The sequence below is a fragment of the Amycolatopsis heterodermiae genome, assembly GCF_034929455.1.
GTDB classification, from domain to species: Bacteria; Actinomycetota; Actinomycetes; order Mycobacteriales; family Pseudonocardiaceae; genus Amycolatopsis; species Amycolatopsis heterodermiae.
Genome location: NZ_JAYFSI010000028.1, coordinates 15,593 through 29,229, shown reverse-complemented (window position 1 = coordinate 29,229; position 13,637 = coordinate 15,593). Strand labels below are relative to the sequence as shown.

Below are 13,637 nucleotides of genomic sequence, written 5' to 3'. Positions count from 1 at the left end.
GGCGGCCACCCGGTTTCCCTGGCGACTTGGAGAACTTTACATGACCTTCCGGGGCCCGGAACAGGGGGGTACCTTAACCGCGTTCCCGCAGGTCAAGCCTCTGTTTCGGGCCCCGGAGCCGATCAGCTGCCGAGCGCGACGCCGGCGACGTTGCGCCGGCCCCGGCGGACGACGAGCCACTTGCCGTGGAGCGCGTCGCCCGCGGCGGGCTTCCACTCCTCGTCGGCGATCTTCACGTTGTTCACGTACGCGCCGCCCTCCTTGACCGTGCGGCGCGCGGCGCCCTTGCTGTCCACCAGTCCCCCGGCGAGCAGCAGGTCGACGATTGTCGGCTCGCCCGACGGGTCGACCTCGCCGTTCGGGACCTCGGCCATGGCCGCGTCGAGCGTGCGCCCGTCGAGGTCGGCCAGCTCACCGCGGCCGAACAGGGCCTGGCTGGCGTTGATCACCTGCCGGGTCTGGTCCTCCCCGTGCACGAGGGTGGTGAACTCCTCGGCCAGCCGCTTCTGCGCCGAACGCAGGTGCGGGCGTTGTTCGGTGTCCTCGGCCAGCGCGGCGATCTCCTCCTGGCCGAGGAAGGTGAACATCCGCAGGTAGCGGACCACGTCGGCGTCGCCCACGTTCACGAAGTACTGGTACCAGGCGTACGGCGAGGTCATCTCGGGGTCGAGCCACAGGTTCCCCCCGCCGGTCGACTTGCCGAACTTGCGGCCCTCGGCGTCGGTGACCAGCGGCGCGGTGAGCGCGTGGACGCCCGCCCCCTCGGTGCGGCGGATCAGGTCGACGCCGCCGACGAGGTTGCCCCACTGGTCGGACCCGCCGACCTGCAGCTTGCAGCCGTACTGGCGGTACAGCTGCTGGTAGTCCTGCGACTGCAGGAGCAGGTAGCTGAACTCCGTGTACGACATGCCGTCGCCCTCGAGCCGCCGCTTCACCGTCTCCCGGTTGAGCATGACGTTGATCGAGAAGTGCTTCCCGACGTCGCGCAGGAACTCCAGGACGTTCTGCTGGCCGGTCCAGTTGAGGTTGTTCTCGACGACCGCGCCGGTGGGGCTGTCGTCGAAGTCGACGAACCGCTCCAGCTGGCCGCGGATGCGCCCGGCCCACTCGGCGACGACGTCGAGCGTGTTCAGCGTGCGCTCACCGTTGTCGCGCGGGTCGCCGATCATCCCGGTCGCGCCGCCGGCCAGCACGATCGGCCGGTGCCCGGCGCGCTGGAAGCGCTTGAGCATGAGCAGCGGGACGAGGTTGCCGGCGTGCAGGCTGGGCGCGGTCGGGTCGAACCCGCAATAGAGCGTCACGGGACCCTGGTCGAGCTCGCGCCGGAGGGCGTCGATGTCGGTGGACTGCGCGATGAGGCCGCGCCAGGACAGCTCGTCGAGGATGTGTTCGCTCACGCCTGTAGATCCTCCCGCACCAGGTCAACCGACTAACGGGCGGGGCGGACCCGGCGCTTACCGCCGCGGCGGTAGGTGGACACGGCCGGCGAGGCGCCGTCCCAGAACCGCCACGGCGTGTCGATCGCCGTCGCGACGCCGACGCGGGGGCCGACCCGGATCCGCTCGGCCGGCACGCGCTCGCCGACGTGCAGCCGCACCGGCGACGCCGGATCGGTCAGGTCGACGCCGTTCTGCGCACGGTCGACGCGCAGCACCGACGTGAGGATGGCCGGGCCCTTGGCCAGCTCGCCGGTCCCCCGGGCGTTCGGGCGGCGCTTGCGGACGACGTCGAACCCGGAGACGACCTCGCCCGCACGGAGCAGCACCGCGCCGGGCATGTCTTCGTGGGTGCCGACAACGTTGGCGCAGAAGTGCATCCCGTAGACGAAGTACACGTAGAGGTGCCCGGCTGGACCCCACATGACGGCGTTGCGCGGGGTGCGGCCGCGGTAGCAGTGCGACGCCGGGTCGTCTTCGCCGCGATAGGCCTCGACCTCGACCAGGCGGACGCCGACGGTGCCGTCGGGGCCGGTCGCCTCGATGACGGACCCGAGCAGCAGGTGAGCCAGGTCGACCGGGTCCAGGGCCAGTTCGTCGCGGGTGAACAACCGGCCTGCTTCGCCGCTCAAGCGGGCTCCTCCCTCGAATTTCCCGATCAGCCTAGCTCTTGAGCGATCGCTCAAAATTCTCTACGCTCGATTTGAGCAGTCGCTCAAACTCTGAGGGGAGCCGGCATGCGACCGAAGGCGCTCTACGTCGAGACCGTGATCCGCACGGACCTGGACACGCTGTGGCAGCACACCCAGGACCCGGCCCTGCACCGGCGCTGGGACCTCCGCTTCGCCGACATCAGCCCGATCGACGGCCACTTCCGCTACACCTCGCGGTTCCTCGGGGTCACGGTCACCGGCGTGGGGACGAGCGCGGCGTCGTGCACCTGGCCGGACGGCTCGCGCACCTCGGTGCTGCGGTTCGCCTCCGCGGACCCGCTGTCGCTGATCAGCGCGGGTGCCGGGTTCTGGCGCTACACGCCGCTCGGCGACGGCGTCCGGTTCGTCACCGGGTTCGACTACGGCACCCGGTGGGGCCGGTCCGGGCAGCTGGCGGACCGGGTCTTCCGGCCGGTGTTCGGGTGGTTGACGGCCTGGTCGTTCGACCGGCTCCGGCTCTGGCTCGAGACCGGCACCCCACCGGAGGAGCAGGCCTTGACCGCGCCGTCGGCCGCTCGCTGCGTCCGGACGCGCCCGCGTGACCGCGCGGATTCCCAGGTCGGAGCGCCCGCGTGACCGGCGTCCTGGAACGCGCGCTCGGCGCGGACTTCGCGAACCTGCACCCGCGGGTGCGGGAACGGCTCGCCCTGTGCGGCACGCGCGGCATGATCGGCCACGGCGTGATGGACCGGATCTGGCGCGGCCCGGGGTTCACCCTTCCGTTCCTGTGGCTGGGCTCGACCCGTCACATCCTGTTCCCCGAGCGTGGCCGGAACGTGCCGTTCACCATCGAGAACTACCCGTACCTGGACCGGCACGGCCGCGAAACGGTGTCGTTCGTGCGCACCTTCGAATTCCCGGGACGGCGGCGGCGCTTCGACGCGCAGATGGTGCACAGCGCCGGGCGCGGGCTCGTCGACTACCTGGGGACGCACCAGCACCTGGCGGTGGACCTCGCCGTTTCGGCGCGGCCGGACGGCGGGTTCCGGATCCGCTCCGGCGGGTTCCGGCTCCGCGAAGGGCCCGTGCGGGCGCGCCTGCCGCGGGCGCTCACCGGCACCGCGCAGGTCGACGAGTGGTTCGACGCGGCGAGCGGGCGGTTCCGGATCGAGGTCGCGGTCGTCCACCCGCGCTTCGGGCCGGTGTTCGGCTACGAAGGCAGCTTCGCCGCCCGGTTCGTCGACGTCGGCGGCGGGGTGAGCGGCGCGGTCAAACCGTTGCGTGAGAAGGTCATGGACTGATGAGCAGAAGCCGGAACCCCAGTTCGCAGGACACGAAGCAGCGGCTCGTGGACGGCGTGCTGGAGGTCATCCGGCACCAGGGCATCACCGCCGTCTCCGCCCGGTCGGTCGCCGCCGCCTCGGGAGTGAACCAGGCGCTGGTCTTCTACCACTTCGGCACCGTCGAAGAGCTCGTCGCGCAGGCCTGCATCACCACGACCGAAGCCCGGGTCGCGCAGTACCGCGACCGCTTCACCGAGGTGAGCACGGTCGGCGAGCTGCTGGCGCTGGGGCGCGAGATCCACGCCGGGGAACGCGCCGAGGGGAACATGGCGTTGCTGGCGCAGACCCTGGCCGGGGCGCAGGGCGGCGGCCGCCTCGCGGAGGCGACCCGCGAGGCCCTCGACAAGTGGATCTCCGAGGTCCGGACGACGCTGGAGCGCGTGCTCGCCGGCTCGCCCCTGGTCGAGTTCGCCGATCCCGACGGCCTGGCCCGCGCCGTGTCGGCGGGCTTCCTCGGGCTGACGTTGTTCGAGGCGGTCGACCCCGGCGGCGCCGAGCGGGCGCTGACCGCGCTCGACCAGCTCGCCGCGCTCGTCGACGTCGTCGAGAGCCTCGGTCCGGTCGCCACCCGGGCGTTCCGCGCGAAGCTGCGGAAGACCGGTCAGGCGCGCAACGCCTGACCGGCCTTCCGGCTCAGCTCAGTTCAGCCACTGGCGGGCCGCGGTGACCCGGTCTTCGAGGCGCGCACGCTGTTCGGCGACGCGAACGGGTGCCGTGCCGCCCCGGGCGTCACGGGAGTTCACCGAGCCCTCGACGGTCAGGACCTCGCGCACCGCGGCCGTCAGCGCCGGGTTGATCTTCTCGAACTCTTCGTCGGTGAGCTCGTCCAGGCCGACCCCGCGGGACTCGGCGACGCGGACGCTCTCCCCCGCCGCTTCGTGCGCGACGCGGAACGGAACCCCTTGGCGCACCAGCCATTCCGCGATGTCGGTGGCCAGCGTGAACCCGGCCGGGGCCAGCTCGGCGAGCCGGTCGGTGTGGAAGGTCAGGGTCGCGACCATGCCGGAGATGGCCGGGAACAGAAGCTCGAGCTGCTCGACCGAGTCGAACACCGGCTCCTTGTCCTCCTGCAGGTCCCGGTTGTACGCCAGCGGCTGCGCCTTCAGCGTCGCCAGCAGGCCGGTGAGGTTGCCGATGAGCCGGCCCGCCTTGCCGCGGGTCAGCTCGGCGACGTCCGGGTTCTTCTTCTGCGGCATGATCGAGCTGCCGGTGGCCCAGGCGTCGTCCAGCGTCACGTAGCCGAACTCGGCGGTGTTCCAGATGATCACCTCTTCGGCGATCCGGGACAGGTTCACCGAGAGCATCGCGACGGCGAAGGCGAACTCGGCGACGAAGTCGCGCGAAGCGGTGCCGTCGATGGAGTTCTCGACACTGGCCGTGAAGCCGAGCTCCGCGGCGACCGCCTCCGGGTCGAGACCCAGCGACGAGCCGGCCAGCGCGCCCGAGCCGTACGGCGACTCGGCCGTGCGGACGTCCCAGTCCTGCAGGCGGGAGACGTCACGCAGCAGCGCCTGGCCGTGGGCCATCAGGTGGTGCGCGAGCAGCACCGGCTGGGCGTGCTGCAGGTGCGTGCGGCCGGGCAGGATCGCGTCCGGGTGCCGCTTGGCCTGCGACACGAGCGCGTCGATGACCTCGAGGGTGCCCGCGACGACCCGGCGGGCCGCGTCGCGCAGCCACATCCGGAAGAGGGTGGCCACCTGGTCGTTGCGCGAACGGCCGGCGCGCAGCTTGCCGCCGAGTTCGGTGCCGGCCCGCTCCAGCAGGCCGCGCTCGAGCGCGGTGTGGACGTCCTCGTCGGCGATCGTCGGGGTGAAGGCGCCCGAGGCGACGTCCTGGGCCAGCGTGTCCAGCGCGGACAGCATGCCGGTGAGCTCGTCTTCGGTGAGCAGGGCCGCCTTGCGCAGCACCCGGGCGTGCGCGCGGGACCCGGCGATGTCGTAGGGCGCCAGGCGCCAGTCGAAGTGCGTCGACGCGCTCAGCGCGGCCATGGCCTCCGCCGGACCGCTGGCGAACCGGCCGCCCCACAACTGGACCGGCTGCTCGTTCCCGCTCACTGTTCTCGCTTCTCCTAGATCTGTTTCGTGGTTCAGGCTTGTGCGGTGATCCTGCCGGGCCGCGTGAGGTGCTCGGCCGCGGGCTGGTCGTCGCGCGGTTCGAGGGCGGTCACCCGGTCGCCGTGCAGCAGCAGCCGCACGTCGCCGGTGACCGTCTCCTGGGCGTCGACGACGAAGCTGTCCAACGCGTGCTTCAGCGGTGAGAACCACTGGCCGTCGCGGACCAGGGTGGCCCATTCGCGGTCGACCTGCCGCTTGAACCGGGCCAGCCCGGGTTCGAGGGTCGCCCGCTCGAGCGCGCGGTGCGCCGTGACCAGCGCGAGCGCACCTGGAGCCGCGAACGTCCGGCCGTCTTCGGTTCGGTGCTTCCCGGCGCCCTGCGCCGCTACCCGGCGGTTCAACCTCCGGAGCGCCTCGGCGACCGAAACCGTCTCGCCGTCGACCGCCACCGGGACCCCGCGATCGAAGGTGACGGTGACCTCCTCCGGTGCGAGGAACTCACCTTCGGCGGGGAACCGCCACCGGTCGCCGGGCTCGACGACGTAACTCCAGAGGGTCCGCTCGGCCGAGGGGACACCGGGCACCGCGAGCACGCGGAGATCCGGAGCGAAGCCGGGTCTCTCGCCGTACCCGTGGGCGACGGTCGTGGCACCGTGCCGCCGAGCGGCCTCGGCCAGGCGCCGGGCGACCAGCGGCCAGGCCAGGTCGAAGACGAGCGCGTTGGCCTGGATCGCCGGGAGGCAGTGGTCTTCGGCGAACGTCTCGACGTCGCGGATCGACCCGCCGGACGACGGGTGGCCGCCGAGGTCGACGACGAGCGTCACGACCTCGGCCCCGGTCTCCCCGGCCAGCTTCGCAGCCGCCGAGGTGACCTCCCTGCCGATACCGGCGAGCACGATCATGGCGTTCCTTCGTCTCCGTGTTCCGCGACCGAGCGCTGGGCCAGTGCGGCGAAGCGTTCGGCGAGTTCCTTGCCCGACAACGGTTCCCGGGCGATCACCGCGACGGTGTCGTCACCCGCGATCGACCCGACGACCTCCTCCAGCGCCGCCCGGTCGATGGCGCTGGCCAGGAACTGCGCCGCGCCGGGCGGGGTGCGCAGCACCATCAGGTTGCCCGACGAGTCGGCCGAGACCATCAGTTCCGCCAGCAGCCGGGACAGGCGTGACGTGCCGCCCTGGACCCCGCGGACCGGGCTGCCGTCCTCGGGGATCACGTAGACCGGCGCGCCGGAGTCCGGGCCGCGCAGCTTGACCGCGCCCAGCTCGTCGAGGTCGCGCGACAGCGTCGCCTGGGTGACGTCGATGCCTTCCGCGGCCAGGAGCTTCGCGAGCTCGGTCTGGCTGCGGATGGTCGTGGACGAGACCAGCTCGGTGATCCTGGCCTGCCGCCCGACCCGGCTGTTGCTCACGGCCGGCTCTTTTCGGATCGGCTCTCTTCGAACAGCCAGACGAGCAGAGCCTTCTGGGCGTGCAGGCGGTTCTCGGCCTCGTCCCACACCGCGCTGGCCGGGCCGTCGAGCACCTCGTCGGTGATCTCCCACCCGCGGTGCGCCGGCAGGCAGTGGAGCACGATCGCGTCGTCCGCCGCCTTCTTCAGCAGCTCGGCGTTGACCTGCAGGGCGCGGAACGGGCCGACCCGGTCGAGCCCGTCGTTCTCCTGCCCCATCGACGTCCAGGTGTCGGTGACGAGCACGTCGGCGCCGGCCACCGCGTCGTACGGGTCGGTGAACACCGTGGCCGTGCCGCCGGTCTCCTCGCCGCGCGTCTTGGCGTCGAGGATGACCTGCTGGTCGGGCTGGAACCCGAGCGGCGAGACCACCCGGACGTGCATCCCGGCGGTGACACCGCCCAGCAGCAGCGAGTGCGCCATGTTGTTGGCGCCGTCACCGAGGTAGACGAGGGTGAGCCCGGCGAGCTCGCCCTTCCGCTCCCGGATCGTCATCAGGTCGGTGAGCACCTGGCACGGGTGGAACTCGTCGGTCAGCGCGTTGACCACCGGGATCGACGCGGCCGAAGCCATCGCCTCGATGCGCTTCTGCGCGAAGGTCCGCCACACGATCGCGTCCACGTACCGCGACAGCACGCGGGAGGTGTCCTCGATCGTCTCTTCGCGGCCCAGCTGCATGGAGCGGCCGTCGACGATCACCGGGTGCCCGCCGAGCTGGCTGATGCCGACCTCGAACGAGAACCGGGTGCGTGTCGAGTTCTTCTCGAAGATCGCGGTGACGGACTTCCCGGCCAGCGCGCGGTTGCCGAGCGGGTCGGCCTTCAGCGCGTCGGCGAGGTCGAGGATGGCTTTCTGCTCGGCGGGACTGACGTCGTCGTCGCGGAGGAAGTGGCGGGGCATCAGTCGGAGTCCTTCGTGGTGGAGTCGAGCGCGTTCGGAAGTGCGGCGAGGAAGCCCGCGGCCTGGTCGCCGTCGAGCACGAGCGGCGGCGCGAGCCGGACGGTGTCGGGCGCGACCGGGTTCACGAGGTAACCGGCGTCCTGGACGGCCTTGGCCACCGCCCCCGACACGGGCTGACGCAAAGCGATCCCGAGCAGCAGGCCGGCGCCGCGCACCCCGGCGACGAGCGGGTGGCCGAGCGCCTCGACCCCCGCGGCGATGTCCTTGCCCAGCGCGGAGACGTGGTCGAGAAGGTTGTCCGCGGCGATGGTCCGGAGCACGGCCAGGCCCGCCGCGCAGCAGACCGGGTTGCCGCCGAAGGTAGTGCCGTGCTGGCCGGGCTTGAGCAGGTCGGCCGCCGCGCCGACGCCGATCACCGCGCCGAGCGGCAGGCCGCCGCCAAGGCCCTTGGCCAGGGTGATCACGTCCGGCACGATGCCGGCCTGCTGGTAGCCGAACCAGGTGCCCAGCCGGCCGAGGCCGGTCTGCACCTCGTCGAGCACCAGCAGCGTGCCCGCAGCCTTGGTGATCTCGCGCGCGGCCTGCAGGTAGCCATCCGGCGCCGGGATCACGCCGGCCTCGCCGAGCACGGGCTCCAGGAACACGGCCGCGGTGTCGGTGTCGACGGCCGCCTTGAGCGCCGCGACGTCCCCGAAGGGCACGTGCTCGACGCCGGGCACCAGCGGCTTGAACGGGTCGCGCTTGCCGGGCTGCCCGGTGAGCGTCAACGCGCCCATGGTCCGGCCGTGGAACGCGCCCTCGGCGGCGATCACCTTGGTGCGCCCGGTCAGCCGGCTGATCTTCAGCGCGGCTTCGTTCGCCTCGGCACCAGAGTTGACGAACAGCACCTTGCCGTTGCCCTGCAAACCCGCGACGTCGAGCAGCGCCTCGGCGAGTTCGACGGCGACCGGGTTGACGTACAGGTTCGACGTATGGCCCAGCTGCGAGATCTGCTCGGTGACGGCGCCGACGACCGCCGGGTGCGCGTGGCCGAGCGCGTTGACGGCGATGCCGCCGACCAGGTCGACGTACTCCTTGCCGTCGGCGTCCCAAACCTTCGCGCCCTCGCCGCGGACCAGCGTCAGCGCGGGGGTGCCGTAGTTGTCCATCAGCGCGGACTTCCAGTGCTGCTGTCCATCCACATTGGACTTGAGGTCGGTCACGGGAGCTCCGTTTCGGGGAAGACCATGGTGCCGACGCCGCGGGAGGTGAACACCTCGAGCAGCACCGAATGGGCGAGGCGGCCGTCGATCACGTGGGCCCGGCGGACGCCGCCGCGGATGGCGCGCACGCACGCCTCCATCTTCGGGATCATGCCGCTGGCCAGGCCGGGCAGCATCGGCTCGAGGTGGTCGACGCGGATGCGGTCGATCAGCGACGAGCGGTCCGGCCAGTTCGCGTAGAGGCCCTCGACGTCCGTGAGCACCACGAGCTTTTCGGCGCCCAGCGCGGCCGCCAGCGCGCCGGCGGCGGTGTCGGCGTTGACGTTGTGGACCACGCCGTCGACGTCCGGGGCGACCGTGGACACCACCGGGATGCGCCCGGCGTTGACGATGTCGAGCACCGCGTCCGGGTTGACCTCCGCGACCTCGCCGACCAGGCCGATGTCGACCTGTTCACCGTCCACAGTGGCCTGTTTGCGCTCGGCGGTGAACAGCCGGGCGTCCTCGCCGGAGATGCCGACCGCGTACGGCCCGTGAGCGTTGATCAACCCGACCAGCTCCCGGCTGACCTGCCCCGTGAGCACCATCCGGACGATGTCCATCGTCTCCGGCGTGGTGACCCGCAGACCGCCCTTGAACTCGCCGGACACGCCGAGGCGGTTGAGCATCGCGGTGATCTGCGGGCCGCCGCCGTGCACGACGACCGGGCGCAGGCCGGCCAGGCGGAGGAACACCATGTCCTCGGCGAAGGCCGCCTTCAGGGTGTCGTCGATCATGGCGTTGCCGCCGTACTTCACGACCACCGTGGCGCCGTGGAACCGCTGCAGCCAAGGCAGCGCCTCGATGAGCACCCCGGCCTTTTCGGCTGCCGTCGCCAGTCTCTCGTCCGCGGAAATCAGAGCCTCCGAGCCGGTCATGAGGAGTACGCGCTGTTCTCTTCGACGTAACCGTGCGAAAGGTCCGTGGTGTAGACCGTCGACTCGGCCGACCCGACGCCCAGGTCGACGACGATCTCGATGGCCCGGCCGGTGAGGTCGGCCTCGGACCGGTCGGCGGCCGGCATGCCCTTGGCGAACAGGGTGACGCCGTTGACCGCGATCGACACGGTCTCCGGGTCGATGCGGGCCGGGACGCGGCCGAGGGCCATGGCGATCCGGCCCCAGTTCGGGTCGGAGCCGAAGAGCGCCGTCTTGACCAGGTTGTCCTCGGCGATCGTGCGGGCGACCGCGATCGCGTCGGCCTCCGATTCGGCGCCCTGCACGGTGATGTCGACGTCCTTCGTCGCGCCCTCGGAGTCGGCACGCAGCTGGAGCACCAGGTCGTGACTGACCGCGGTGAGCAGCTCGGTCAGCTCCGCCTCGGTGGGTTCGACGCCGCTCGCGCCGGAGGCCAGGACCAGCACCGTGTCGTTGGTGGACGTGCCGCCGTCGACGTCGAGGCGGTCGAAGGTGACGTGGGTGGCCGCGCGCAGGGCGCGGTCGAGGGTTTCCTTGTCCGCCACGGCGTCGGTGGTGAGGACCGAGAGCATGGTGGCGAGGTTCGGGGCGAGCATGCCGGCACCCTTGGCGAACCCGCCGACACTCCAGCCCGAATCGTGCTTCGCGAACGCCTGCTTGGGTTTCGTGTCGGTGGTCATCACCCCGGTGGCGGCGTTCAGGCTCGCCTGATTGCTCGCGTCGAGGGCCGCGACGGCGGTGCCGACCCCGGCCAGCACCGCGTCCATCGGCAGGCGTTCGCCGATCAGGCCGGTCGAGCAGACGGCGACCTCGATCGCGCCGGCGCCGAGCGCCTCGGCGACCTTCTCGGCCGTGGCGTGGGTGTCCTGGAAGCCGCCGGGGCCGGTGGCCGCGTTGGCGCCGCCCGAGTTGAGAACGACGGCCTTGAGCCGCTGCTGCTTCAGCACCTCCTGCGACCACAGCACCGGCGCAGCCTTGATCACGTTGCGGGTGAACACGCCCGCCGCGACGTCGAGCGGGCCGTCGTTGACGACCAGCGTGAAGTCGAGCGCGCCGGATGCCTTGATCCCGGCGGCGACGCCGGCGGCGCGGAAGCCCTGGGGGCCGGTGACGGTCACGGTGCCACTCCTACGGTGGAAAGCCCGGTGGTTTCGGGGAGGCCGAGGGCCAGGTTCATCGACTGGACGGCACCGCCGGCGGTGCCCTTGGTCAGGTTGTCGATCGCGGCGACGACGACCAGGCGCCCCGCGTCGGCGTCGACCGTGACCTGCAGCTGGACGTTGTTCGAGCCGAGCGTCGCGGAGGTGGTCGGCCACGCGCCTTCGGGCAGGAGCTGGACGAACGGCTCCGCGTCGTAGGCCTTCTCGTAGATCTCACGGACGGCCGCCGCGTCGACGCCCCCCTTGAGGCGGGCGCTCGCCGTGGTGAGGATGCCGCGCGGCATCGGGGCGAGCACCGGGGTGAAGGACACGGTGACGCGCTCGCCCGCCACGGCGGAGAGGTTCTGCGCGAACTCCGGGGTGTGTCGGTGGGCGCCGCCGACGCCGTACGCGCTCGCCGAGCCCATCACCTCGGAGCCGAGCAGGTTCGGCTTCAGGCTCTTGCCGGCGCCGGAGGTGCCGGTGACCGCGACGACGGTCACGTCCGGCTCGACCAGGCCGGCCTCCACTGCGGGAGCGAGGGCGAGCGAACCACCGGTCGGGAAGCAGCCCGGCACGGCGACGCGTTTCGTGCCGACGAGCTTCTCGCGTGCGCCCGGCAGTTCGGGGAGGCCGTACGGCCATTGACCGGCGTGGTCGCCGCCGTACCAGCGTCGCCAGTCGGCGGGGTCGGCCAGCCGGTGGTCGGCACCGAGGTCGACCACCAGGACGTCCGGGCCGAGCTGCGCCGCGAGCGCCGCGGAGTGGCCGTGGGGAAGAGCCAGGAAGACGACGTCGTGGCCGGCCAGGGTCTCCGGCGTCGTCTCCGCCAGGACGCGGTCGGCCAGGGGGACCAGGTGTGGCTGGTGGACGCCGAGCTTCGTGCCCGCGCTGCTGGCCGCCGTCAGCGCGCCGATCTCGACCTCGGGATGGGTCAGCAGCAGGCGCAGGAGTTCGCCGCCCGCGTACCCGCTGGCTCCGGCCACCGCGATGTTCACCGTCATACGCATGATTATGCACGCCCTTGCAAGGCTAAACAAACAGGATTACCGGGAAGTGGTGCCCGCCACCGCGCGGCACCGGGAACGGGGCTGTTGGGATGCTGTGCCGATGACGGACACCCCGGCGCGGCTGCTCGGCCTGCTTTCGCTGCTCCAGATCCCGCGGGAGTGGCCAGGCAGCGAACTGGCCGACCGGCTCGGGGTCAGCCCGCGCACGATCCGCCGCGACGTCGAGAGGCTGCGCGAACTCGGCTACCCGGTCGAGGCGAGCAGGGGTGTCATGGGCGGCTACCGGCTGGTCGCCGGCACCGCGATGCCGCCCCTCGTGCTTGACGACGACGAAGCCGTCGCGATCGCCGTGGGCCTGCGGACCGCCGCCGGCCAGACCGTCGACGGCATCGAAGAGGCGTCCGTGCGGGCGCTGGCCAAGCTCGAGCAGATCCTGCCCGCGCGGCTGCGCCGCCGGGTGGGCACGATCGGCACCGCGACCGTCACGGTGCCGGCCACCGGACCCGTCGTCGACCCGGCGCAGCTGACCGCGTTCGCCGGCGCGATCACCAACCACGAGACGGTCCGGTTCCGCTACCGCGCGGCCGACGGCGCCGAGACCCGGCGCCGGGCCGAGCCGCTGCGGCTGGTTGCCGCCGGGCGGCGGTGGTACCTGGTCGCCTTCGACCTCGACCGGGACGACTGGCGGGTCTTCCGCGCCGACCGCGTCCGCGACGCCCAGGCGACCGGCGGGCGCATCTCCCCGCGCCGGCCTCCCGCCACGGACCTGGCGGCTTACGTCCTCGACCGCCTCTACGACCTCGCGCCCACCTACCAGGCGGTGGCCACCTTGGCGGCCCCGGCCGACGAGCTCGCGCAGCGGCTCGGTTCGGCCGCCGGCGAGCTCGTGCCGCTGGACGGCGGCGGCTGCCGGTGGCGCAGCCACGCGGACACCCTGGACTGGCTGGCGTTCCGCCTGCTCGGACTGGGGTGTGCGTTCACCGTCGAGGAACCGCCGGAACTGGTGGCGCACCTGAAGGTCCTCGCCACCCGCGCGCTGACGGGCGCGGGCGTGACGGCCTGATCGGCCGCAGCTCGCCGCGGCGGGCATCACGCAGCCGCTCCGGGCGGGTAGGCGGTGCCGTCCTGCGGGTCGTACAGGACCAAGCCGTGCCGCCGGGCCAGTTCTTGGATGTACTCGACGACGGCGTCGGAGCAGGACCAGCTCATCGACATGACCACACCGTCACCGGCGACGGTCATGGCTGTCGCCCACGGGCAGCTGCCCAGCTCGTCGGCCGGCACATCGGCCAGCTCCGGATAGCGGGCGGTCAGGTCACGATGGAACGCGACGGCCCGAGGATGGCGCTCCAAGACCTCCGGTTCGAGGGTCGTCAGTTCCGCGTACTTGCGAGGCGCTTCTTCGGCGGTCGTGGACTCGTGCCAGACAGCGAGATCGAAACTCATCAGGACAACTCCTTCGGGTGAAGAAAACGGGATGGCCGCGGTGGCGGGC

The 13,637-nt window shown here is 72.0% G+C and carries 15 protein-coding genes; 4 read left to right on the top strand and 11 right to left on the bottom strand.

What is annotated here, in order from left to right; all coding sequences use genetic code 11:
* Nucleotides 1-122: 122 nt before the first annotated feature.
* Together tyrS and VA596_RS50290 are read right to left on the bottom strand one after the other, a co-directional pair.
* On the bottom strand, nt 123-1,397 hold the full coding sequence (tyrS, locus tag VA596_RS50295) for a tyrosine--tRNA ligase (RefSeq protein WP_323337931.1): 1,275 nt from the start codon (nt 1,395-1,397) through the stop codon (nt 123-125).
* A 32-nt stretch (nt 1,398-1,429) separates the two neighbouring features.
* Nucleotides 1,430-2,068 (bottom strand): DNA-3-methyladenine glycosylase, encoded by a 639-nt coding sequence (locus VA596_RS50290; protein WP_323337930.1) that lies wholly within the window; start codon nt 2,066-2,068, stop codon nt 1,430-1,432.
* Nucleotides 2,069-2,173: 105 nt separating this feature from the next.
* On the opposite strand from VA596_RS50290, the gene VA596_RS50285 reads away from it, so the two are divergent.
* From VA596_RS50285 to VA596_RS50275, 3 genes are read left to right on the top strand one after another with little or no spacing between them, the layout of a single operon-like run.
* A complete protein-coding gene (locus VA596_RS50285) occupies nt 2,174-2,725 on the top strand; it encodes a hypothetical protein (RefSeq protein ID WP_323337929.1) in 552 nt (183 codons plus the stop codon).
* Nucleotides 2,722-3,390 carry a DUF4166 domain-containing protein gene (locus tag VA596_RS50280; RefSeq protein WP_323337928.1) on the top strand — a complete coding sequence of 223 codons (669 nt, stop codon included), beginning with the start codon at nt 2,722-2,724 and terminating at the stop codon, nt 3,388-3,390. Before VA596_RS50285 ends, VA596_RS50280 begins: the two co-directional genes overlap by 4 nt.
* Nucleotides 3,390-4,052 (top strand): TetR family transcriptional regulator, encoded by a 663-nt coding sequence (locus VA596_RS50275; RefSeq protein WP_323337927.1) that lies wholly within the window; start codon nt 3,390-3,392, stop codon nt 4,050-4,052. The genes VA596_RS50280 and VA596_RS50275 overlap by 1 nt, the downstream gene beginning before the upstream one ends.
* Before the next feature lie 18 nt (nt 4,053-4,070).
* Here the strand turns inward: VA596_RS50275 and argH are convergent, their stop codons facing one another.
* Genes argH through argC form a run of 8 tightly spaced genes read right to left on the bottom strand, consistent with a single transcriptional unit; the run spans nt 4,071 to nt 12,136 of the window.
* Entirely contained in the window at nt 4,071-5,486 is a 1,416-nt protein-coding gene (argH, locus tag VA596_RS50270) for an argininosuccinate lyase (protein WP_323337926.1), read from the bottom strand.
* A gap of 32 nt (nt 5,487-5,518) precedes the next feature.
* Nucleotides 5,519-6,388 (bottom strand): argininosuccinate synthase domain-containing protein, encoded by an 870-nt coding sequence (locus tag VA596_RS50265; RefSeq protein WP_323337925.1) that lies wholly within the window; start codon nt 6,386-6,388, stop codon nt 5,519-5,521.
* A complete protein-coding gene (locus VA596_RS50260) occupies nt 6,385-6,897 on the bottom strand; it encodes an arginine repressor (RefSeq protein ID WP_323337924.1) in 513 nt (170 codons plus the stop codon). Before VA596_RS50260 ends, VA596_RS50265 begins: the two co-directional genes overlap by 4 nt.
* A complete protein-coding gene (argF, locus tag VA596_RS50255; RefSeq protein WP_323337923.1) occupies nt 6,894-7,835 on the bottom strand; it encodes an ornithine carbamoyltransferase in 942 nt (313 codons plus the stop codon). Before argF ends, VA596_RS50260 begins: the two co-directional genes overlap by 4 nt.
* Nucleotides 7,835-9,037, bottom strand: a complete 1,203-nt coding sequence (locus VA596_RS50250; protein ID WP_323337922.1) for an acetylornithine transaminase — start codon at nt 9,035-9,037, stop codon at nt 7,835-7,837. Before VA596_RS50250 ends, argF begins: the two co-directional genes overlap by 1 nt.
* Nucleotides 9,034-9,954, bottom strand: a complete 921-nt coding sequence (argB, locus tag VA596_RS50245) for an acetylglutamate kinase (RefSeq protein ID WP_323337921.1) — start codon at nt 9,952-9,954, stop codon at nt 9,034-9,036. Before argB ends, VA596_RS50250 begins: the two co-directional genes overlap by 4 nt.
* Nucleotides 9,951-11,111: a bifunctional glutamate N-acetyltransferase/amino-acid acetyltransferase ArgJ gene (gene argJ / locus VA596_RS50240; RefSeq protein ID WP_323337920.1), complete on the bottom strand. Its 1,161-nt coding sequence runs from the start codon at nt 11,109-11,111 to the stop codon at nt 9,951-9,953. The genes argB and argJ overlap by 4 nt, the downstream gene beginning before the upstream one ends.
* A complete protein-coding gene (gene argC, locus VA596_RS50235) occupies nt 11,108-12,136 on the bottom strand; it encodes an N-acetyl-gamma-glutamyl-phosphate reductase (RefSeq protein ID WP_323337919.1) in 1,029 nt (342 codons plus the stop codon). Before argC ends, argJ begins: the two co-directional genes overlap by 4 nt.
* A gap of 106 nt (nt 12,137-12,242) precedes the next feature.
* Here argC and VA596_RS50230 point away from each other — a divergent pair, with 106 nt between their 5' ends.
* Nucleotides 12,243-13,205: a helix-turn-helix transcriptional regulator gene (locus VA596_RS50230; RefSeq protein WP_323337918.1), complete on the top strand. Its 963-nt coding sequence runs from the start codon at nt 12,243-12,245 to the stop codon at nt 13,203-13,205.
* 26 nt (nt 13,206-13,231) lie between these two features.
* Here the strand turns inward: VA596_RS50230 and VA596_RS50225 are convergent, their stop codons facing one another.
* Nucleotides 13,232-13,588: a hypothetical protein gene (locus VA596_RS50225; RefSeq protein ID WP_323337917.1), complete on the bottom strand. Its 357-nt coding sequence runs from the start codon at nt 13,586-13,588 to the stop codon at nt 13,232-13,234.
* Between the last annotated feature and the right edge of the window lie 49 nt (nt 13,589-13,637).

Coding starts and splice junctions, on each gene's coding strand:
- VA596_RS50285 (WP_323337929.1), top strand. CDS start 2,174: ATGCGACCGAAGGCGCTCTACGTCGAGACCGTGATCCGCACGGACCTG.
- VA596_RS50275 (WP_323337927.1), top strand. CDS start 3,390: ATGAGCAGAAGCCGGAACCCCAGTTCGCAGGACACGAAGCAGCGGCTC.
- VA596_RS50265 (WP_323337925.1), bottom strand. CDS start 6,388: ATGATCGTGCTCGCCGGTATCGGCAGGGAGGTCACCTCGGCGGCTGCG.
- argF (WP_323337923.1), bottom strand. CDS start 7,835: ATGCCCCGCCACTTCCTCCGCGACGACGACGTCAGTCCCGCCGAGCAG.
- argB (WP_323337921.1), bottom strand. CDS start 9,954: ATGACCGGCTCGGAGGCTCTGATTTCCGCGGACGAGAGACTGGCGACG.
- argC (WP_323337919.1), bottom strand. CDS start 12,136: ATGACGGTGAACATCGCGGTGGCCGGAGCCAGCGGGTACGCGGGCGGC.
- VA596_RS50230 (WP_323337918.1), top strand. CDS start 12,243: ATGACGGACACCCCGGCGCGGCTGCTCGGCCTGCTTTCGCTGCTCCAG.
- VA596_RS50225 (WP_323337917.1), bottom strand. CDS start 13,588: ATGAGTTTCGATCTCGCTGTCTGGCACGAGTCCACGACCGCCGAAGAA.